Genomic DNA, 22,874 nt, shown 5'->3' with positions numbered 1-22,874 from the left:
TTGCCGTAATCTTTAAAATAACCATGATAGGAGATGAATACATGGCAAAAGATATAACAGTAAATACAGGAAAACCATCAAAACGAACAATTAATGAGTGGAAATGGGCATATTTTTTAGTCGCTCCTACTATTATTGGACTTATAATATTGAATATTATTCCTATTATTGAAACTCTATATTTAAGTTTTTTCAAGAGTGGGGATTTTGGAAAAGGGAATATATTTGTTGGTTTAAATAACTATAAAAAGATGTTTGGAGATGTCCAAGTATGGCATGCAGTAGGAAATACTTTAAAATATACAATTATAGTTGTACCAGTAACAGTAATAATAGCAATGATTTTAGCTGTATTATTAAATTCTAAAATTAAGGGAAAAGGTATTTATAGAACAATATATTTCATTCCAATGATTGCTGCACCAGCAGCAATAACAATGGTTTGGAAATGGTTATACAACAATCAATTTGGTCTTATCAATCATATCCTATCTAAAATTGGAGTTGGACCTGTAGATTGGATTGATAACCCTAATGTTGCTCTTTATTCTATAGCTATTATTGGAATATGGAGTACGGTTGGATATAGCATGGTTTTACTTATAGCTGGGCTTCAAGAAATACCAAAAGACTATTATGAGGCTTCAAGTATTGATGGTGCAAAACCAGTACGACAATTTTTCGATATTACTTTACCACTTGTATCTCCAACTCTATTTTTTGTTGTTGTTACTAGTATAATTCAGGCAATGCAGGTATTTGATGTTATTTACATGATGATTGATGTAGCTAGTCCGGCATATGATAAAACAGTATCGTTAGTTTATTTATTTTATAACAGCTCATTTAAGTATGCAGATAAAGGATATGGTTCAGCTATAGTAATGTTACTTCTTGCTATTATTATGATAATTACAGTATTCCAAATGAAAGCACAGAAGAAATGGGTTAATTACATGTAGAAAGGGGACTATATTATGAAAATGAAAAGAGATGCTTCAAAATTATTAATACATTTACTTCTATTGCTTGGAGTAGTAATTATGATATTACCATTTATTTGGATGATACTTACATCATTTAAAACTGTATCAGAGTCTACTTCAATGAATCCATATGTGATTTTTCCATCAGATTGGAAGCTTGAGAATTACTTTGAAGCAATAAGACAAAACAATTTTATTATATTATATTTTAATACTTTTGCAATGATGGCTTTAAGAATATTTTGCTCATTGGCTTTTAGCGCTATGGCAGCTTATGCCTTTGCAAGATTAAAATTTCCAGGAAGAGATTTTTTATTTGGAATTGTACTATTTCAAATGATGGTTCCAGTTCAACTTTTTATAATTCCACAATATTTGATGGTGGATAAAATGGGAATGAGAAATTCAATATTTGCACTTCTATTTCCAGGGCTTGTTAGTGCATTTGGTACGTTTTTATTAAGACAATTCTTTATGGGATTACCGAAAGAATTAGAAGAATCAGCAAGACTTGATGGCTGCAATATAGGACAAACCTTTTTAAAAGTTATGTTACCTTTAACTAAGTCTGGTCTAGTTGCACTTGGGATATTTACAGCACTATTTGCATTTAAGGATTTAATGTGGCCTCTAATTATTAATTCTAGCGCTGATTCGGCAACTTTATCATCGGCACTTGCTAAAATTCAAAGTGCATATTCTGTTAACTATCCTCAATTGATGGCTGCTTCTGTACTTGCAATTTGGCCAATGCTTGCAATTTATATTGTATTCCAAAAACAATTTATAGAAGGTATAGCAACTTCAGGTGGAAAACTTTAATTCAATAATTCTAACGAACTATGATAATTTGTAGAAATACATAAGGAGGAGTAACATGGCAATTAAATTCAACACAAAATCAAAGGAATTTCATCTATACAATAAAGAGATAAGTTATATCATAAAAATATTAGATAATAATCAGTTGGGAAATTTATATTATGGAAAAAGGATACATCATAAAGAATCATTTTCATATCTTTTTGAAGGGGGTGTGCGCCCACTAGCAGCATATGTATTTGAAGGGGATAATTTTTTCTCGCTGCAACATACTAGGCAAGAATATCCTTCTTATGGGACAACAGATTTTCGGTATCCTGCATTTGAAATAAAGCAGGAAAATGGGAGTAAAATCACTAATTTTCAATTCCAATCCTATAATATTTTTCATGGTAAAAAGAAATTAGAACAACTTCCAGCTACCTATGTAGAAAATGAGAAAGAAGCACAAACTTTAGAAATAATATTATATGATGATTTGATTAGTACAAGGTTATTATTAAGTTACACTATATATGAAGACTTCCCAATAATAACAAGGACTGCAAAATTTATATATGAAGGAAAGGATAAAGTTACATTAACAAAGGCCATGAGTTGTAGTATAGATTTGCCAGACTATGATTATGAAATGGTGCATCTTTCTGGAGCTTGGGGTAGAGAAAGACATATAAGAAATAAAAAATTAGACCATGGAGTTCAATCAATTTATAGTTTGAGAGGGACAAGTAGTGCAGAGCATAATCCATTTATAGCATTGAAGAGACCAAGCACAACTGAGTTCGAAGGTGAAGTGTATGGATTTAGCTTAGTTTATAGTGGGAATTTTTTAGGCGAAGTTATTGTGGATACTCATGATACATCTAGAATTATGTTAGGAATTCATCCAAGTATGTTTGAATGGATACTAAATAAAAATGAAAGTTTTCAAACTCCAGAAGTTGTAATGGCTTATTCTGATAAAGGAATAAACGGAATGAGTCAGGCTTACCATAAATTATATAGAACCAGACTTGCTAGAGGATATTGGAGAGATAAGGCAAGACCAATTCTAATAAATAATTGGGAAGCTACAACATTTGATTTTGATGAAGATATAATATTAAACATTGCAAAAACTGCAAGTGACTTAGGTATAGAATTATTTGTATTAGATGATGGATGGTTTGGAAGTAGAAATAATGACAAAGCAGGGCTCGGAGATTGGTATGTAAATATTAAAAAGCTTCCAGATGGGATAGTTGGACTCTCAAAGAAAATAGAAAATATGGGCATGAAATTTGGGCTTTGGTTTGAACCAGAAATGGTAAATAAAGATAGTGATTTATACAGAGCTCATCCAGATTGGATTATTCATACACCAAACAGGACAGCGTCTCATTGTAGAAATCAGTATACATTAGATTTTTCTAGAAAAGAAATTGTAGATTATATTTATAATGCAATGTCAAAAGTGTTCAGAGAGGCATCAATATCATATGTAAAATGGGATATGAATAGATACATTACTGAATGTTATAGCGTATCTACAATTGCAGAAAATCAAGGAAAAGTAATGCATGAATACATTTTAGGCGTGTATTCGTTATATGAAAGACTAACATCTGAATTTCCACACATTTTATTTGAATCGTGTTCAAGCGGTGGCGCAAGATTTGATCCAGGAATACTTTATTATGCACCACAAGGATGGACAAGTGATAATACAGATGCAGTTGAACGTATGAAAATACAATATGGAACTTCATATGTTTACCCAATAAGTTGTATGGGAGCTCATGTATCTGAAGTGCCAAACCAACAAGCTTTTAGAACAACGCCACTAGAAACTAGAGCCAATGTAGCTTATTTTGGAGCTTTTGGATATGAGTTAGATTTAAATCATTTATCCGAAGAAGAAAGAGCTATTGTGAAGAAACAAGTTAAATTTATGAAAGAAAACAGAGAATTAATACAAAAGGGAACTTTTTATAGGCTTATAAGCCCTTTTGAGAATAAATTAAATTCTTGGATGGTTGCATCAGAAGATAAATCTGAAGCAATAGTTGGTTATTATAAAATACTTAACACAGCTAATGAAGGTTTTAAGAGGATAAAGCTACAAGGATTAGATGAAAATAAAAAATATTATATAAATAACAATAAAAAGGAATCGTTTTTTGGAAACGAATTAATGTTTGCTGGAATTCCGGTGAAATCAGAAGATTTCTGTGAAGAGGGTGGAGACTTTACTTCAGTAATATATCATTTGAAAGAAATAGATAAGTAATTTAGAAGCAGTAGATATATAAGTTAGTCATTAGTTTATATCTACTGCTTATTTATATAGTAATTCATAATAATGTGTCTTATAAAAACTAATATTGATTATAGCAGAAGAAAATACAGAATCTAGCGAGGAACTTACAACTCAAGCAGATGTTTTGGATAATATGTTAAAAAGATTTAAATTAAGGAATATTAATGATGTAAAATTAAGTAAGGAAATAAGTATCTCTGAGTAATTATTGTATTGTGCATTTTGTGAGAGATGTTTATGAGATGGGGAAAGATAAATGAGTAAATATATAAAAATTAATGAGAATAATTTAAATATTGTATTAGAAGTAACTAAAGATAGAGATATAAGACTACTACATTTTTCGTATCTTCCTTTTGAACAGTTTGATGAATTAAGTGAAGATGAAAAAGAAAAATGTAGATTATTAGAATTGCAATTTACAGGAGAAAATCAATTAAATCATAGAGGAGTAAAACATACAGGAACTCTGCCAGGACATAGAATGATTTATGATAGTCATAATGATGAAATTCTAAAAGAAGGAAGAAGAATTACTATAAATTTAGTTGATGAAATTACAAAAGTTGAAGCAAAGGTAATATTTCAATTTTATAACGACTTACAGATAGTTAGAATGTGGAGCACTTTAGAAAATAAAGGTGAAAAAAGTGTTGGAATAGAGTATATAACTTCATTTGCTTTAGTTGGTATTGACAGGGGCGGTGTATCATGCAGAGAGGATAAAATGGATATATATATTCCTCATAATGAGTGGTGTGGCGAAGGTATGTGGGAGAAATATTCATTAAAGGATGTTGGAATATTCCATGTGGAAGATGAATCGACGAATAGACTATTGGTTTCTAATACAGGAAATTGGTCAACATGTCAGTATGCACCTCTAGGATTTGTAGAAAATACGGAAATAAGTAATGGTTACATGTGGCAAATAGAACATAATGGTTCATGGAATTGGGAAATCAGTGACATAATGCATATGTTGTATTTAAAATTGAGCGGACCTTCAGAAGCAGAAAACCATTGCTGGAAAGAATTACGACCCAATGAAAGATTTGAAACAGTACAAGTTGCAGTTACAAGCATAGGTGGTGGATTACAAGCTGGAATAGAAGTTATGACTAAATATAGACGCAGAATAAGAAGAAAAAATGAAGATAATAAAAAATTACCGGTTATTTTTAATGATTATATGAACTGTTTATCAGGGGATCCTACTACAGAAAAGCTAATTCCTCTTATTAATGCAGCATCATTAGCTGGATGTGAATATTTTTGTATAGATTCTGGATGGTATAGCGATGGACCTTGGTGGGACGGTGTCGGAGAATGGGTACCATCTAAAGAGAGATTTAAGAATGGTATCAAGGAACCTCTTGATTATATTAGGGAAAAAGGAATGATTCCTGGACTTTGGCTTGAGATTGAAGTAATGGGGATAAATTGTACATTAGCGGATAAGTTACCTGATGATTGGTTCTTTATGAGACATGGAGTAAGAATAAAGGATCATTCAAGATATCAATTAGACTATAGAAATACTGAGGTAAGAGAGTTTGCTACTGGAATTATAAAAAGAGTTGTAGAAGACTATGGTGTTGGATATATAAAGATGGATTATAACATTAATATGGGAATTGGTACTGATAACAATGCTGATAGCGCAGGTGAAGGACTATTAGGGCATAATAGAGCATATTTAGCTTGGTTAGACGAAATATTTGAAAAGTATCCTGATTTAGTTATTGAAAATTGCGGCAGTGGTGGACTTAGAATGGATTATGCTTTATTGCAAAGACATAGTATACAATCAAGTAGTGACCAAACAGATTATAGAAAAAATGCAGTGATTGCAGCAGCTGCACCATCTTTAGTTACTCCAGAGCAATGTGGGGTTTGGTCTTATCCATTGAGAAATGGAGATAAGGAAGAAGTAATATGTAACATGATAAATTCTATGTTATGTAGAATCCATCAGAGTGGACATTTAGCAGAAATAAATAATGAATCATTTAAATATATTCAAGAAGGAATTAACTATTATAAAAGCATCAGACATGATATACCAAATGGAATACCGTTTTGGCCAATAAAGATGCCATCTCTAGATGATGAATGGATAGCATATGGATTATATTGTGGAGATAAAACTTATATTTCGGTATGGAGAATGAAAAGTGGAAGTGATACTGTAGAACTAAAGATTACAAGACTTTTAGGTGAAGATGTATATATTAAAATTGGATATCCTAAAAATACAGATACTAAATGGAATTGGAATAAAATTAAAGGGATATTAACTATTAAAAATACTCATAATAGCACAGCAAGATTATTTGAGCTAAAGAATACGAGCAAAAAGGTGGATTAGAAGGGGCAGTAAAATAGCTGAAGTTCATTTATTATACTGTTTTATATGTTTTAGGTAATAAATTAAAAGAAATTAGCTGAAAGTGGATTAAATGTACACATACAAGAAAAATTAATTAAAAATAATGCTTGAAAAACAGTCTTTATATGACTATTATAAGTAAATATGATTCATATCTATAGTTATTTTTGAAAAAAAGGCGAAATTCTAGTATAAAAATTATTTTATTAAAATAGTGGAAAAAAATAAAAAAATTTTGAAAAATATGTTGCATTATTAAAAAAAAAGTGATATTATGAAAACGTAGTCAGGAAACGGGTATATAATGAGGTTCCTAAGTAGACTATAATAATATCTAGCATGTTACTGATTCGATCAGGCATAAGCATAGAGAAGTAAAGTGATTTAATATTTGTTGGTTATATCACACGTTTTGTACAATTTTATCGGGTATTTTCATATTCTTTTATGATTTAATTTACCGTACAGATAGTGTGACTAAATACTAATGTTATTATTTTGTTTTATTTCCAAATGCTTATGCCTTTTGTTTTTGTAACAAATAAAAAAATAGGAGGTATAAAAATGGTAGGAATTATTCTTGCTAGTCACGGAGAATTCGCTGAAGGCATCTTGCAATCCGGTGCGATGATTTTTGGAGAACAAGAAAACGTAAAAGCTGTTACGTTGATGCCTAGCGAAGGACCTGATGATCTTAGAGCAAAAATGAAAGATGCAATTGCATCCTTTGACAACCAAGATGAGGTTTTATTCTTAGTTGATCTTTGGGGCGGAACACCATTCAATCAATCAAATATGCTATTTGAAGAACACAAAGATAAGTGGGCAATCGTAGCTGGTTTGAATTTACCAATGCTAATTGAAGCTTATGGTGCACGTCTTTCAATGGAATCTGCTCATGAAATTGCAGCTTATATCTTAAATGCAGGTAAAGAAGGAGTTAAAGTTAAGCCGGAAGAATTAGAACCAGCAGATACTGGTAAAACTTCAGAAGCGGGAACAGGGCAATCTAATGCAGGTACACCTGGAGCATTCGAATATGTTTTAGCTCGTATTGATTCTCGTCTACTTCATGGTCAAGTAGCAACTGCTTGGACAAAAACTGTGAATCCTACACGAATTATTGTCGTGTCAGATGATGTAGCTAGAGATAAACTTCGTAAGAATTTAATCACGCAAGCTTCTCCTCCGGGGGTTAAGGCTCATGTTGTTCCAGTTGATCATATGATTAAACTTGCAAAAGATGACCAACATTTTGGAGGACAACGTGCAATGCTTCTTTTTGAAAATCCAAAAGATGTACTTAGAGCTGTAGAAGGTGGAATACCACTAAAGACAATTAATGTTGGTTCAATGGCTCACTCTCTAGGTAAGGTTCAACCAAGCAAAGTGCTTGCTTTCAGTCAAGAAGATATTGATATATTCAATAAGCTTAAACAAGCTGGACTTAATTTTGACGTTCGTAAAGTGCCAAATGATTCAAAAGCAAATATGGACGAAATACTTAAAAAAGCACAAGATGAATTAAAGAAATTAAAATAATCTAATTATTTAGAGAAAAAGGAGGATTAATAACCATGACTTTAAATATAGTTCAAATTATATTAGTCATTTTAATAGCATTTTTAGCTGGTGTAGAAGGTATCTTAGATGAATTCCAATTTCATCAACCGATAATTGCTTGTACATTAATCGGCTTAGTTACAGGTAATTTACTACCATGCTTAATCTTAGGTGGAACTCTTCAAATGATTGCCTTAGGTTGGGCAAATATCGGTGCTGCCGTAGCACCTGATGCAGCGTTAGCTGCTGTTGCATCTGCAATTATTTTAGTTCTTGGCGGTCAAGGTGAAGCAGGAGTTGCTTCAGCAATTGCTATTGCTGTTCCTTTAGCAGTTGCAGGATTATTATTAACAATTATTTGTCGTACAATTGCTACAGCGTTTGTACACTTTATGGATGCTGCTGCTAAAGAAGGAAATATAAGAGCTATTGAAATGTGGCAAATCGCTGCCATTTGTTTACAAGGTGTACGTATTGCGATTCCAGCAGGTTTGGTTTTAGCAATTGGTGCTGGTCCTATTAGTGCATTACTTGCTGCTATGCCTTCTTGGTTAACAGGTGGTTTAGCAATTGGTGGTGGAATGGTCGTAGCTGTTGGTTATGCAATGGTAATCAATATGATGGCTACAAAAGAAGTATGGCCATTCTTTGCAATTGGTTTTGTATTAGCAACTGTTTCACAAATCACACTTATCGGATTAGGTGCAATAGGCGTAGCTATAGCTCTTATTTACTTAGCACTTAGTAAACAAGGTGGTTCAGGTAATGGTGGAAGTTCAAATACTGGTGATCCTTTAGGGGATCTAATTGATAGATACTAAGAAGGGGGAGGAAACGAAAATGTCAAAAGAATTAAAATTAACAAAAAGAGATCGTATTTCTGTTTGGTTCCGTTCATTTTTCCTTCAAGGTTCTTGGAACTATGAAAGAATGCAAAATGGTGGTTGGGCATTTGCAATGATTCCAGCAATCAAAAAATTATATACTACTAAAGAAGATAGGGCTGCTGCATTAGAACGTCATCTAGAGTTCTTTAACACTCACCCATATGTAGCTTCACCAGTTATTGGTGTAACATTAGCTTTGGAGGAAGAACGTGCAAATGGGATGCCAATAGATGATGTAACTATTCAAGGTGTTAAAATTGGTATGATGGGACCTTTAGCTGGTATCGGAGATCCAGTCTTCTGGTTTACTGTAAGACCAATTTTAGGAGCATTAGCTGCTTCACTTGCTCTAAGTGGTAGCATACTTGGACCAATTATCTTTTTCTTCGCTTGGAATATTATCCGTATGGCATTCATGTGGTATACACAAGAATTTGGTTACAAAGCAGGATCTCGTATTAGTGAAGATTTATCAGGTAATGTATTACAAGATATTACAAAAGGAGCATCCATCCTTGGTATGTTCATTTTAGGATCATTAGTTAACAGATGGGTATCTGTTCAATTTGCGCCAGTAGTATCATCTGTTAAGTTAAGTGAAGGTGCATTCATTGATTGGAGCAAACTTCCTGATGGAGCGCAAGGTATTCAACAAGCGCTATTACAACAATCATCTGGTATGTCATTAACTGATACTAAGATTACAACACTACAAAATAACTTAGATTCATTAATTCCTGGACTTGCAGGATTATTAATTACAATTATTTGTATGTGGTTACTTAAGAGAAAAGTATCTCCAATTATCATTATTCTTGGATTATTTATAATTGGTATTGCTGCTCACTTAATCGGTTTAATGTAATATTTTTTACTTAGCCTAGGCTTTTTAGCCTGGGCTTTTGTTAACATATTAAGCAGTTAAAGTAAAGTGAGAGAAAAAAATTACATTTGGCTAGCAGAACTTTCTCTGTGAGAATCCATGATTTGATGACGATTGCTTATTATGTGAACATTCATCTGATTTTAGGAAGAGGAATTTCATATATTGTGGGAATGTTACGGATGCTAGTTATGGGATAAATTAGTGAAATATGTGTTATTATTAATCCGCTTTCGAATAATTGATAGAAATATATATAAAATATATAATAAAGATGAATGTGTGTATAATTAGAAAAGAGGTAGATTAGATGGTTCAATCACTAAATACAAAGGTAGATCTAGCAATTGATGCAACAGCTTTTACTGGCGTTGCAGATTATGGTAAAGTTATGATCGGTGACAAAGGTTTTGAGTTCTATAATTCTCGTGATTCTCGCAAATTTATTCAAATTCCTTGGGAAGAGGTTGACTATGTTATTGCATCCATATTGTTTAAAGGAAAGTGGATTCCACGATATGCAATCCGAACAAAGAGAAATGGTACCTATACTTTTTCTTCTAAAGAATCAAAAAAAGTACTTCGTACTATTCGAAATTACGTAGATGCAGATCATATGGTTTCTTCGTTGAGTTTTTTTGATGTGGTTAAACGAGCGGTGAAGTCAATGTTTAAGAAGAGTTGATCAACCATATACATTGATAAGTAATGAGGTTAATTTTATAAGTAAAGTTGCTAATATATAATATATTGCAGACTAAAATCATATGAAATTTATTGGTGGATTTTAAAGGTAGTGCATCGTCTCTACCATAAAATCCACCCTATATCTGTTATAGTATTTTTGTTTTTAAGAAAGGATCGTTGCAAAATTAACTAGTTAGTTTTGCAACGATCCTTTTATCATAGAATTTTAAAAAAATATTATGCTATTTCTGATTTAGATTTAGCCAGTGTATCTTTTATAAAACCAAATAAAGTTGTCATAAAAATAATACCTGTAACCATTATGAAAATATTTCCTGGTAAATATTCAGAATTCATACTAAATCATACTTTAAAAGTGTATGTCATGCTATTAATTAAGTTTTCCTTCATCATTCAATTCATCAATATTCTTTATCTTATCAAATAAAGTTGGGTTTTCACTTTGAATTTGAGCCTTATGAGATAAAATTGCCTTCCATACGTTTTTAGGGACTTCAAACTGACTGAAGTTTCCATTAACTAATTCGCCTTCAACTAAAGAAAACATATAGTCAAGTTCTTCATCTGAGTATTTTGGCCTCATGCCTAAACTACCATATAGCTTAACAAATTCAAGAGGACCAGTACGATTAAAATCAAATGCCTCAACCCACCAGCTTGTATATTTCTCAAAACCATTTATGCCCTTAAGTTCATCATTTATGGCATTTGCTGCATTGTAGCCACACATTAATGCTCCCTGAACAATAGTCTCAATATGAGCTGCACTATCACCAATTACAAGTACATTACCACTGTATGGTGTTTTTTGTGAATCATAAGACTTAACGGCACATCCTCTTCTTTCTATGACATGGGCATTAGCAAAATGATGGCTCATTGGGCTTTCATTAATGAGTTTTTCAAAAAGAACATCAGGTCTTAAATCTTTAGTCCCCATAATGGTAAGTTCAATAGCATCATTACCTTCAATAGTAGATTCAATCATTACTTCTGCAAAAGGATGATATTTACTTCCATAGAATTGATTCCAGCTTTGTGGTTCAAACCCAGTGGTACCTTCCATAATACAGCTAAATACCAAAGGTGTGCCATAGTGAGTTCTTCCTTTATTAAGACCAAATACCCCAGTCAATTTTGCATTGACACCCTCAGCAATAACTAATTTCTTTCCTAAAATAGAAGAAGTTTCTTTATTCTTTTTAATGTCTACTCTTACATGGTCACCTAAGTCTTTTCCTCCATATGCAATAGTTTCTAACATTAATTCCACACCTAATTTTTCGCAATCTTTCCATAAATCCGAAAGAAGATGTCCTTTATCGAACTTTATAGCAACTGGTCTATGATCTGGATGGGCAAAATGTATTTTATGACCGCTTGGAGAGTGATGGTAGTGGTCAATAATATTTAATAATTGTCCAGTATAATTTACATGAAAACCATTCTTAGTAAATATTATTTTGTTATCCTCTATTTTAACAGTTTCATTTTCATATCCTTCATCTGTAACAAATTGAGCCGAGCATGCACGTTTTACATTTGCAATATCTTTCTTTAGTTCAATGACTGTTACTTTTAAACCCAATTCTGCTGCTCTTTTTGCAGTCATTAGTCCTGCTGGTCCTGCACCAACTACGATTAAATCAACCATATTTTCCATGTTATATTATAGCTCCTCTCAAATTAACTATTAAACGTATCTGTTAAAGTCATAGTGTTCATTTTTTTGATTTTTTCATATATTTCAGGTCTTTCACTTTCAATTTTGTCCTTATAGAATAAAATTGCATCCCAAATAAGTTTTGGAGTTTTATATTGACTATAAGTACCTTCTAATACTTCATCTTCAATAAGACCAAAAAGATAATCAAGTTCACCATCAGTATATGTTGGTACAAGTGCATAACCTTGAGATACTAGAAGATATTCGTCACTGTTAAATTCAAAAGCATCTTTCCACCAATTAGTATAATTTTCAAAACCATTCTTTCCTTGAAGCTCATCATTTATTGCTTTTGCTGCATGATATCCACACATAAATCCACCTTGAACTTCAACTTCAACAAAGGCAGCACTATCACCAATTACAAGAACATTACCACTATAAGGTTTTTTAATTGATGAGAAAGCTTTTACAGCACAGCCTTGTTTATCTATTAACTTAGCATTTTCAAAATTCTTTTTAAGTGGGCTGTTATTAATAACATTTTCATAAATTGAATCTGGTCTTGCATTTGCAGAACCTGAAATTGTTAGTTCAAAAGTGTTATCTCCATATAAGCTAGACCCAATAATTATTGGTGCATTAGAGAAAAATGCTTTTCCATAAAAAAGATTCCAGCTATTAGGTTCAATTCCTGATACGCCTTCAAGTATATATTTTACTACGAGAGCTGTAGCAAAGTTAGTTCTACCCTTATTGAAACCAAATAAGCCTGTTAAATGTGCATTTGCACCCTCAGCAATGACAACTTTTTTTGCACTTAAAGTATAGTCATTATTATTTTCTTTTAGATTTATGCTTACGTAGTCAACATTATCAGAGCCTCCAGATGCCACAGTTGACATTCTAACGTCAACGCCTAAATCTAAACATTCCTTATATAAATCATCAAGAAGTTTTCGTTTATCAAATTTCACAGCAAATGCTTTTTGGCCTGGAAGAGCAAAATGAATTCTGTGACCATTTGGAGATTTATAGTATTTATTCTTAACTTCAACTAAATTTCCAGTGTAATTAACTTCAAAATTATTCTTTGTAAATAATATTTTACCATCTTCTAGTTTAACGAATTCGTTTTCATAACCATCATCCAAAATAAACTGAGCGGAACATGCTCGACGTAATTGCGTGAAATTGTTATTTTTTTCAATAACTGTAACCTTCAATCCTAATTCTGCTGCAGTTTTTGCAGTCATAAGTCCTGCTGGTCCTGCACCAATAACTAATAAGTCAATAGTATTATTCATAAATCTCAACATCTCCTTTATTTATTAACACATATATTTTAAAATTGATAATAGTTGGATAGGTTACCTAACTAATTACTATATTACTACTATAAAAATTATTAGTCAATAGTAAGTAATATGATAAATTATTTATTGAATGGCAGATTTAAAAAGAAAATATGTGTTAAATATAGCAATATAAAAAGATTAAATTTCTAGTAAAATATATATTAAAGATAGTTATAATAGGTATGTATGTTTTGGTGGCTTGATGATATAATCATAACTAAGTAATTACCTTTGTATTTTTATGTTTTGGGATTTATTGTACAAAAATATAATAGTTTTATCAATAAATATGTAACTATAATAAAAGCACAATAGGTAGAATGAGAGAGTACTTTTCAAAACAAGATAAGCATCTAGGAGGAAATATGTTAGGTAATAAAGAGTTTGATAATATAAATAATTCAACAAAATCACTAGGAGAGCAGACATCAGAAAAAATTATTCAATTAATTATGAATAATCAGTGGAGCAGTGGAGATAAACTACCTAATGAATATGATCTTGCTGAGATGCTTGAGGTAGGAAGAAGTACGATTAGAGAAGCTATAAAAGCTTTAGTTTCCCGTAATATATTAGAAATTAGAAGAGGGTCGGGAACTTTTATATCTAAAAAATGTGGAGTTGCAGATGATCCACTAGGGTTGACGTTTGTAAAAGATAAATTTAAATTAGCTCTTGATTTGTTAGAAGTTAGATTTATGATTGAACCATCAATTGCATCTATAGCTGCAACAAAAGCTACAGAGGAAGAAATACAGCAAATGTCTACTTTGTGTGATGAAATAGAAGCGTTGATTTTAAAGGGTGAGCCATATATGGAAAAGGATATAGAATTCCATACGGCTATAGCTAAAAGTAGTAAAAATCTAGTTATGGTAAATTTGATTCCAATTATAAATAATTCTATTGCAATATTTATTGATATTACAAATCAAAAGTTACGTAGTGAAACCATAGAAACACATAGAGAAATTTTAAATGCAATTAAAGAGCATGACTCTAATGGCGCACGTGATGCGATGTTGTTACATCTAGTATATAATCGTAGAAACATCAGAAGTGTTATACAGAAAGAAAAGAATAATTAGTTTTTTAAAATGAAAATACATCTGCTTTATTTATAAAAGTAGATGTATTTTTTTGTAAACACTCAAAATACATCAGATGAATAATTAGTAAAATAACAGTATAATAACAAAAAACACTAAATAAAAGAATTTATAACTAAAATTTATAAAATATTTGACAAATACGTCGGATGTGTTACAATAAATACATCAGATGTATTTAAACGGTATCAAAAAAATAAGGGGGAACGTAATAATGATTAGTCAAGAAATAAGAAAAATTGCTCCAGAAATGGATCCTCTTCGTAGGGGAATGGGATGGACAAGTGAGGATTTAGCAAAGCCACAAATTATAATAGAAAGTACTTTTGGAGATAGTCATCCAGGAAGTGCACATCTTTTTAACTTTGTAAACAAGGCAGTAGAGGGCGTTAACAAGTCTGGAGGAAAAGCAGCAAGATATTTTGCAACAGATATTTGTGATGGTATGGCACAAGGGCATGATGGTATAAATTATTCTTTAGTTTCAAGAGATACAATTACTTCGTTAATAGAAATTCATGCAAATGCTACACCATTTGATGCAGGCGTATTTATTTCAAGTTGCGATAAAGCAGTTCCATCACATCTTATGGCAATTGGACGATTGAACATTCCATCTATTGTGGTTACGGGTGGAGTAATGGAAGCTGGTCCAGACTTATTAACTTTAGAACAAATAGGCGCTTATAGTGCAATGTGTCAGCGTGGGGAAATTACAGAAGAAAAGTTAACATATTATAAGGAAAATGCTTGTCCATCTTGTGGAGCATGTTCATTTATGGGAACTGCAGCTACAATGCAAGTAATGGCAGAAGCCCTTGGATTAATGCTTCCAGGTAGTGCACTAATGCCAGCAACTTGTGAAGAATTAGAAGAAGTTTCAATGAAAGCTGGTAGACAAGCTGTTGAATTGGCAAAAATGAATCTTCGTCCAAAAGATATTGTAACACTTAAATCTTTTGAAAACGCGATACTAGTTCATGCAGCAATATCAGGGTCTAGTAATTCACTATTACATTTACCAGCTATAGCTCATGAATTTGGATTATATATTGATGAAGAAACCTTTGATAGAATACACAGAGATGCACATTATTTACTAAATATACGTCCTTCAGGAAAATGGCCAGCACAATATTTCTATTACGCTGGTGGAGTACCTGGAATCATGGAAGAAATAAAGCACATGCTTCACTTAGATGAAATGACTGTAACAGGGAAGACATTAGGAGAAAACTTAGAGGAATTGAAGACGAATGGTTATTATGAAAGATGCAATAGCCATCTTGAAAAAGTAGGTTTAAAGAAAGAAGACGTTATCCGTCCATTTAATAATCCTATTGGAACTAATGGATCAATCTCAATATTAAAAGGAAATATTGCTCCAGAAGGTGCAGTAGTAAAACACACTGCAGTGCCAAAAGAAATGCACACAGCGATACTGAAGGCAAAACCTTTTGATAGTGAAGAAGAAGCAATTGATGCTGTATTAAAGAAAGTAATTCGTCCAGGGGATGCAGTTATTATAAGGTACGAAGGACCAAAGGGAAGTGGAATGCCTGAAATGTTCTATACAACAGAAGCTATTTCTTCAGATGAAGAATTAGCATCAAGTATTGCATTAATAACAGATGGTAGATTCTCAGGAGCCTCTAAAGGACCTGCAATTGGACATGTATCACCAGAAGCAGCTGTAGGTGGGCCTATTGCATTAATTGAAGAAGATGATTTGATTGAGATTAATATTTCAGAAAGAATCTTACAGGTTATAGGAATAAAAGGTAAGACATGTAGCAAAGAGGAAGTAGAAAAAATATTTGAAGAACGTAAGAAAAATTGGAAACCAAGGAAGGAAAAATATGAATCTGGTGTTTTAAAGATTTTCTCGGAACATGCAGTATCTCCTATGAAAGGTGGATACATGAAGTAGTTTAAAACTAAGGGGAAGAAAATCAATTGTAATATATATATGGAGGTGGTGGAGCCTTGCCTCCATCATGAAACCCACGAAAATCTAAAAGTTTTCGTGGGTTACTTTATTTTGTATATGAGTATCTTTTTAATTTTGGATACAATGACTAGAAGTTAGTGCATTAAAATTAAATAAAAGAAATATAGTTGAATGAAATAAAGTACATTAACTAAGGATAAAATTGCAATATCAAATATGAGCAAGTAAGAGAAGATTTAATTAGATGAGTGAGAAATCTTATACAATATATTAGATTGCAGAAACATTGGGAATGTATCATAAAATTTTATAAGGTAATTGCTTTAATACTTAGTATAAGTTTCTATTTGGAGAGTTAAAATAAAAATATCATATTGACGTCACCGCTACTACGTGTTACTATATAGCTGTAGTAAGTAATACTAAATACCAGTATTACTAGATAGTAAAGAGGTGATCTTTTGGAAAATATTACGGAAATGTTAAAGGGTGTGCTGGAAGGCTGCGTCCTTGAAATAATAAACCACGAGGAAACCTACGGTTATGAGATCACGCGGAGGCTGAATGCTCTCGGATTTTCGGACGTTGTGGATGGGACAGTTTACACCATTTTGGTGCGGCTTGAGAAGAATAAACTAGTAGACATAGAAAAAAAACCATCAGATATGGGACCACCACGAAAGTTTTTTAAGCTCAACGACACGGGGCGTGAGGAGCTGAGAAGGTTCTGGGAAAGATGGGAATTCGTATCATCAAAAATTAACGAGTTAAAGGAGACGAAATAATGAATTTTTGGGAAAAAATCACGGGAAGTGACATGACTAAAGAATTGAAAATTTTTGAATCGCGAACAAAAAAGCTACCGGCTGATTATCAAGAGGCATGGAAAAAAATTAATGCTAATCTTTGGCCGCACTCAGATTTCACAGGTCGCAATCTCATGCCAATTCTTGACGGTGTGCTTGGCCTGCTCGAAGAAACGGCTGCGGACGGTCAGAGTGTACAAGAGGTTTTGGGTGACGACATCAAAGGCTTCTGTTCAGCGCTGGTTGGTGAAGAAGGGGCAAAGTCTTATCGCGACAAGTGGCGCAAGCAACTCAACAATAATATCGCTAAAAAATTAGGTAAATAGGAGGATAAAATGAGCATACAAGATATCATCGAAGGTAAAAAAGAATGGAGAGCACACGTGGCACGTGTCAAAGCGCTTCCGAAAGATTATCAAATTGTTTATAAAGAGATTCAAAAATATCTCTTTAAGGTCGGCCCTGTTGAGCTAACAGATGGGATAGGTTTACTCTCGGGAATTATCGATCTTTTTGAAGAGGGCGCGGCCTTGGGGAAAGGCGTGCTCGAAGTGACAGGCAGTGACGTAGCAGCTTTCTGCGACGATCTAATCAAAGATTCAAAAACTTATGCTGACATCTATCAAGAATCTGTTGACCAAGAAGTTAACAAGGCTATAAAAAAGGTTACGGATAAAACAAAGTAAACATGATTAACTCTAAAAACGACTTATTTAGATTTACAAATAATTGAGTTATTAATCATATTATGGTATTATTATTATGAATAGTAATATAAATGATATAAAAAGCTAAAAAATATTTGTACATATTGCCAAGTTTTGGATAGATATTTAAATTGTATGTTAAATAACATGCATGAGGAGTAAATTATTTAGAAAAATAGTAGTTGGAATTATAATGATGATTATATTGCCAATATGAGACTCTCCTTTGTTAATTATTTTTTGCAGATTAAATATAACAAAGGAGAGTCTCAGTTACTATATGGTTTTATCACTTTTAGGTAAAGGTTTAATATTTAGAAGATTCAGTATTTTAGCCATGTAAAGCATGGCTTTTTATAGTTCATGAATAATGGAGGAATAGAATTATAAACACTGATAATATATATTGCTACTTATATATTTTCATTAAAAAAGAAAAAAACTAAAATTTACAGAATATTAATTATATATGAATGATTAAAAAGTAGTACATAAAACTGCAACTTAATATGCAGTTTATATGTCTATTCTTAAAATTATAGATAAGATATAATCAAATTGGGGGATGAAATGGTTTACCGCAATATAACAGTAAGGGAAAAAGAGATTCTTAAATGCATTTTAGAATCGGAAGACTATGTAAATAGTCAAAAATTAGAAGAAAAATTTAATATATCAAAAAGAACATTAGCTAATGAAATTTCAGAATTACGATTATTTTGTAAAGAAATTAATTCGGATTTAATTTTGAAGAGAGGTCTAGGATATAGATTCATTTCTAAAAGCGAGTATGAAAGGAATCTAGTTACTGAATATTTAAACACAGAAAATTATGACGACAGAGATAGTTCTAAGAGAGTAAATAATATATTAGAAATATTATTGTCAAGCTCCAATAAAGCAGTTAAGTTAGAAGAGCTCTCTCAAGAACTATATGTAAGTTTATCAACTATAAAGCAAGATATAAAAGAAGTAAAGAAGATATTGAAAAAATACAAGTTGGGAATAACTAGAATTTCTAATTATGGTATAGATATAAGTGGAAATGAAACTGATATAAGAGGATTTATTTCAAATTATTTATTTAGAAATAGTAAAGAATTTAAATATTTAAATATAAATGATTTTAACTTGTTAATATCTAATGAAAACAGTACATATGTAATAATATCTAACATGGTATTAGATATAGTAAAAAAATATAAAATTCAATTAAGTGATTTAGGGTTCAAAAATCTATGCACACATATAATAATAGCTATTTATAGAGTAAAGAAAAACAAGTTTATAAGCTATAATGATTTAGTTTGTGATAAGGTCTGCAAAGAATATAAAGCAGCCTTAGAATTAAAGAAGTTAATAGAGATGGATTTTGTTGTAGAATTACCAGATGACGAAGTTACATATTTATATCAACACTTAATATCTCAAAAAATGCTATTGCTAGATATGGAGATAGATAATAATTACAAAGATAAAAATATTTATATTTTATTAAAAAGTTGCTGTAAATTAGTTTATGAATATAGTGGAATTAACTTTTTAAATAATGTTATTTTTAAAAATGGACTGTTAATTCACCTTAAAAGTGCAATAAATAGAATGAATTTTGGGATGAAGATAGAAAATGCAATGCTTGAGGAAATAAAATCTAATTATCCATTTTCTTATGATATAGCTGTTGTTTTCTGCCAAGGATTAAAAACAAAAGAGAACATAGAAGTGTCTGAAGATGAAGTAGGTTTTATAGCACTACATTTTGCTGGTGCAGTTGAAGGATTAAAGTTAGAAAATAAAATAGATAAATATAGAACAATAGTAGTTTGTGCAACAGGTGGAGGAACTGCTATTCTCTTAAAAGCTAAGCTGGAAAGGAAATTCAAAGATATTATAGAAATTGATGGATTTTATCCGGCATTTAAATTAAAATATATGGATTTATCACAGTATGATTTAGTAATAAGTACTATTGCTTTAGAAGATATTGATATACCTGTATTAAATGTATCTCCTATTATGTTAGAAGAGGATTGTAATAAAATAATTAGATTTATTACAAAAAAGAAGAACAAGGAGTTTACAAATTTATTTAAAAAAAATCTGTTTTTTGTAGATTTAGACATTAATGATAAAGATAAAATAATAGAATATCTATCAAAATCTTTACTAGAAAATGGTTATATAGATGCAGAAGCAGCAAATTCATTTAAGGAAAGAGAAGAGATGGCTCCTACAGAAATAGACAACAAGGTTGCCATTCCACATTTTATTAAAGGAAAAATTAATGAAGAGGCTATTGCTATTGGAATCTTAAAAAATCCTATAACTTGGAGCAAAACAAAAGTACAACTTGTTATGATGTTGGCAATAAAATTAGGTGAAGATTCAGAAAAGTCATTCTTAGAAATTTATAATGGAATAGATGATATTGTTAAAGTTAATAAGTTGATTGAATGTAAAAAGTTAGAAGATTTTAAAAAAATATATGGAAATTAGATAAGGATGTGATAACTATTGAATCAAAATTTAATATTTGTTGATGTGAGTTATAATAATTGCTTTGAATTTTTGGAAAATATAGCTGAAGAGTTGTTGAATTTGGGATATGTAAAGAATAGTTTCAAAGATGCAATAATAGAAAGAGAAAAAGTTTTTCCTACAGGTTTACCAGTGGAACCTATAGGTGTAGCAATTCCTCATTGTGATAGTGAACATGTAAATAAACCAGGGATAGCATTTGTTAGATTTAAAGATGATGTAAAATTCACTAATATGGATGGTGAAGGTGAAGTAGATGCAAAAATAGCATTTGTTTTAATTGTTAAGGAAAAAGAAAAACAGGTAGGCATATTACAAAAATTAATGCAAGTAGTAACTAATAACGATATTCTTTTAAATCTATACAATGAAAAGAACAAGCAAGAATTGATTAAAATACTAGAAGGAGTTGGATTATAATGAAAAAAATTATAGTAGCATGTGGAGCTGGAGTAGCAACATCAACAATAGCAATTCAAAAAATAAAAACAGGATTAGAAAAAAGAGGATTACTTGATAAAGTTCAAATAACACAATCTACAGTTCTTGAATTGTCTAATGAAGCAAAGAACAAGGATTTAATAGTGACAACAGCTATGACAAAAGAAGATTATGGAATTCCAGTAATTCATGGATTACCTTTTATAACAGGTATTGGAACAGAAAAAGTTATGGATGAGATTGTCGAAAAATTAGGATTATAGAATTAATAAATATATTTATAAAATTACTAAGGAGGAAATTATAATGGCTGCATTACAATATTTAGTTGATTTAGGGGCATCGGTTATGATGCCAATCATATTTACTATTTTTGCATTATGTTTAAAGGTTAAAATAGGCAAAGCAATTAAGTCGGGATTATTAATTGGTATTGGATTTATAGGGTTAAATGCTATTATAGCATTGCTAACTGAAAATTTAGGACCAGCAGCACAAAAAATGGTTGAAAATTTTGGATTAAATTTAACCGTATTAGATGTTGGTTGGCCAGCAGCATCAGCAATTGCGTTTGGGTCAACAGTTGGAGTTTTAATAATTCCTGTATGTTTAATTGTTAATATAATTATGATTTTAACAAAAACTACAAGAACAATTAATGTTGATATATGGAACTACTGGCATTTTGCATTTACTGGTTCTATAGTATACATGTTAACAGGAACGTTATGGATAAGTTTATTTGTATCAGCTTTAAATATGATTATAACTATGGTTATTGCTGATAGAACAGCACCTATGATTGAAGAATCTTTAGGATTACCAGGAATTTCAATTCCACATGGATTTACTGCTTCTTTTGTACCTATTGCTATAGGTGTAAATTGGATTTTAGATAGAATACCTGGAATTAATAAAATAAAATTGGATGCTGCTACAGTACAAAAGAAATTTGGTGCTTTTGGAGAACCAGCTATATTAGGTACAATTATAGGAATATTTTTAGGAATATTAGCAGGATATAATTTAAAAGAAACATTAAATTTAGCAGTTGTTCTAGGAGCAGTATTAGTATTAACTCCAAAGATGGCAGCTGTACTTATGGAAGGATTAATGGTTGTTTCAGAAGCTGTACAAGAATTGCTTCAAAATAAATTTGCAGGAAGAGGAAAGTTATACATAGGATTAGATTCAGCAGTTGGTGTTGGACATCCCGTAACATTAGCAATTTCGTTGATTTTAATACCAGTAACGTTATTATTAGCATTTATCATACCTGGAAATCAATTTTTACCATTTGCAAGTTTAGCAGGATTACCTTTTATGTTTGTTCTTATAGTTCCTATTGCAAGAGGAGATTTCTTTAGAACTTTTATTATAGGTGTTGTAACAATAGCTATAGGATTAATAATAGGAACAAATTTAGCGCCATTATTTACAAAAGCAGCAACAGCAGCTAATTTTGCTATACCAAGTGGAACATCATTAGTGTCAAGTATAGACTATGGTTCAAGTATATTCCCTTGGATAACTGTTAGATTAGTACAATTAAAATGGATCGGAATAGGCATAGCAAGCTTATTCACACTAGCAATGATGCTTTGGAATAGAAACAAGATAATAAAAGAAGAAAGTGCTGAATAAATACAATAAATTTGTATTGTTATAATAAAAGTAGTATAGATAACCACGAAGTAAACGTTGCTTATTTCTCAGAAAATACGTAGGTAAAATCAAGCTTTGTACCAATTAATAAGT

General features: G+C 31.3%; 19 protein-coding genes. 17 read left to right on the top strand and 2 right to left on the bottom strand.

Going from position 1 to position 22,874, the window contains the following annotated elements:
- Window positions 1-23: 23 nt before the first annotated feature.
- The 8 genes from DIC82_18835 to DIC82_18800 all read left to right on the top strand — a co-directional run bounded on the left by DIC82_18835 (window position 24) and on the right by DIC82_18800 (window position 10,517).
- Entirely contained in the window at window positions 24-962 is a 939-nt protein-coding gene (locus DIC82_18835; protein AWK52924.1) for a sugar ABC transporter permease, read from the top strand.
- Window positions 963-977: 15 nt separating this feature from the next.
- Window positions 978-1,808, top strand: coding sequence for a sugar ABC transporter permease (locus DIC82_18830; GenBank protein AWK52923.1), 831 nt, complete (start codon window positions 978-980; stop codon window positions 1,806-1,808).
- 55 nt (window positions 1,809-1,863) lie between these two features.
- Window positions 1,864-4,077 carry an alpha-galactosidase gene (locus tag DIC82_18825; protein AWK52922.1) on the top strand — a complete coding sequence of 738 codons (2,214 nt, stop codon included), beginning with the start codon at window positions 1,864-1,866 and terminating at the stop codon, window positions 4,075-4,077.
- A gap of 286 nt (window positions 4,078-4,363) precedes the next feature.
- The gene (locus tag DIC82_18820; GenBank protein ID AWK52921.1) at window positions 4,364-6,478 is read left to right on the top strand and encodes an alpha-galactosidase; all 2,115 of its coding nucleotides are present in this window, start codon (window positions 4,364-4,366) and stop codon (window positions 6,476-6,478) included.
- A 585-nt stretch (window positions 6,479-7,063) separates the two neighbouring features.
- Window positions 7,064-8,041 (top strand): PTS mannose transporter subunit IIAB, encoded by a 978-nt coding sequence (locus DIC82_18815; GenBank protein AWK52920.1) that lies wholly within the window; start codon window positions 7,064-7,066, stop codon window positions 8,039-8,041.
- A 35-nt stretch (window positions 8,042-8,076) separates the two neighbouring features.
- Window positions 8,077-8,883: a PTS mannose/fructose/sorbose transporter subunit IIC gene (locus DIC82_18810; GenBank protein AWK52919.1), complete on the top strand. Its 807-nt coding sequence runs from the start codon at window positions 8,077-8,079 to the stop codon at window positions 8,881-8,883.
- Between the two features lie 19 nt (window positions 8,884-8,902).
- Window positions 8,903-9,814, top strand: a complete 912-nt coding sequence (locus DIC82_18805; protein AWK53135.1) for a PTS mannose family transporter subunit IID — start codon at window positions 8,903-8,905, stop codon at window positions 9,812-9,814.
- 328 nt (window positions 9,815-10,142) lie between these two features.
- Entirely contained in the window at window positions 10,143-10,517 is a 375-nt protein-coding gene (locus DIC82_18800) for a DUF956 domain-containing protein (GenBank protein AWK52918.1), read from the top strand.
- A gap of 393 nt (window positions 10,518-10,910) precedes the next feature.
- On the opposite strand, the gene DIC82_18795 is transcribed toward DIC82_18800, so the two are convergent.
- Together DIC82_18795 and DIC82_18790 are read right to left on the bottom strand one after the other, a co-directional pair.
- Window positions 10,911-12,203, bottom strand: a complete 1,293-nt coding sequence (locus DIC82_18795) for an NAD(P)/FAD-dependent oxidoreductase (protein AWK52917.1) — start codon at window positions 12,201-12,203, stop codon at window positions 10,911-10,913.
- A 23-nt stretch (window positions 12,204-12,226) separates the two neighbouring features.
- On the bottom strand, window positions 12,227-13,513 hold the full coding sequence (locus tag DIC82_18790; protein AWK52916.1) for an NAD(P)/FAD-dependent oxidoreductase: 1,287 nt from the start codon (window positions 13,511-13,513) through the stop codon (window positions 12,227-12,229).
- A gap of 416 nt (window positions 13,514-13,929) precedes the next feature.
- Here DIC82_18790 and DIC82_18785 point away from each other — a divergent pair, with 416 nt between their 5' ends.
- The 9 genes from DIC82_18785 (at window position 13,930) to DIC82_18745 (ending at window position 22,760) form a co-directional block, all read left to right on the top strand.
- The gene (locus DIC82_18785; protein AWK52915.1) at window positions 13,930-14,652 is read left to right on the top strand and encodes a FadR family transcriptional regulator; all 723 of its coding nucleotides are present in this window, start codon (window positions 13,930-13,932) and stop codon (window positions 14,650-14,652) included.
- A 235-nt stretch (window positions 14,653-14,887) separates the two neighbouring features.
- Window positions 14,888-16,603 carry a dihydroxy-acid dehydratase gene (locus DIC82_18780; GenBank protein ID AWK52914.1) on the top strand — a complete coding sequence of 572 codons (1,716 nt, stop codon included), beginning with the start codon at window positions 14,888-14,890 and terminating at the stop codon, window positions 16,601-16,603.
- 482 nt (window positions 16,604-17,085) lie between these two features.
- Window positions 17,086-17,409 (top strand): PadR family transcriptional regulator, encoded by a 324-nt coding sequence (locus tag DIC82_18775; GenBank protein ID AWK52913.1) that lies wholly within the window; start codon window positions 17,086-17,088, stop codon window positions 17,407-17,409.
- Entirely contained in the window at window positions 17,409-17,756 is a 348-nt protein-coding gene (locus DIC82_18770) for a hypothetical protein (protein AWK52912.1), read from the top strand. The genes DIC82_18775 and DIC82_18770 overlap by 1 nt, the downstream gene beginning before the upstream one ends.
- A gap of 9 nt (window positions 17,757-17,765) precedes the next feature.
- A complete protein-coding gene (locus tag DIC82_18765; protein AWK52911.1) occupies window positions 17,766-18,116 on the top strand; it encodes a hypothetical protein in 351 nt (116 codons plus the stop codon).
- 591 nt (window positions 18,117-18,707) lie between these two features.
- Window positions 18,708-20,633, top strand: coding sequence for a hypothetical protein (locus tag DIC82_18760; GenBank protein ID AWK52910.1), 1,926 nt, complete (start codon window positions 18,708-18,710; stop codon window positions 20,631-20,633).
- A gap of 18 nt (window positions 20,634-20,651) precedes the next feature.
- Window positions 20,652-21,095: a hypothetical protein gene (locus tag DIC82_18755; protein ID AWK52909.1), complete on the top strand. Its 444-nt coding sequence runs from the start codon at window positions 20,652-20,654 to the stop codon at window positions 21,093-21,095.
- A complete protein-coding gene (locus DIC82_18750; GenBank protein AWK52908.1) occupies window positions 21,095-21,379 on the top strand; it encodes a PTS galactitol transporter subunit IIB in 285 nt (94 codons plus the stop codon). The genes DIC82_18755 and DIC82_18750 overlap by 1 nt, the downstream gene beginning before the upstream one ends.
- A gap of 43 nt (window positions 21,380-21,422) precedes the next feature.
- Window positions 21,423-22,760 (top strand): PTS sugar transporter subunit IIC, encoded by a 1,338-nt coding sequence (locus DIC82_18745; GenBank protein AWK52907.1) that lies wholly within the window; start codon window positions 21,423-21,425, stop codon window positions 22,758-22,760.
- Window positions 22,761-22,874: the final 114 nt, after the last annotated feature.

Origin of the sequence: Clostridium beijerinckii, from assembly GCA_003129525.1 — a bacterium.
Classification (GTDB): Bacteria; Bacillota; Clostridia; order Clostridiales; family Clostridiaceae; genus Clostridium; species Clostridium beijerinckii_D.
The sequence above is the reverse complement of the archived record's forward strand: the minus strand, read 5'-3'. Positions and strand labels throughout refer to the sequence as shown.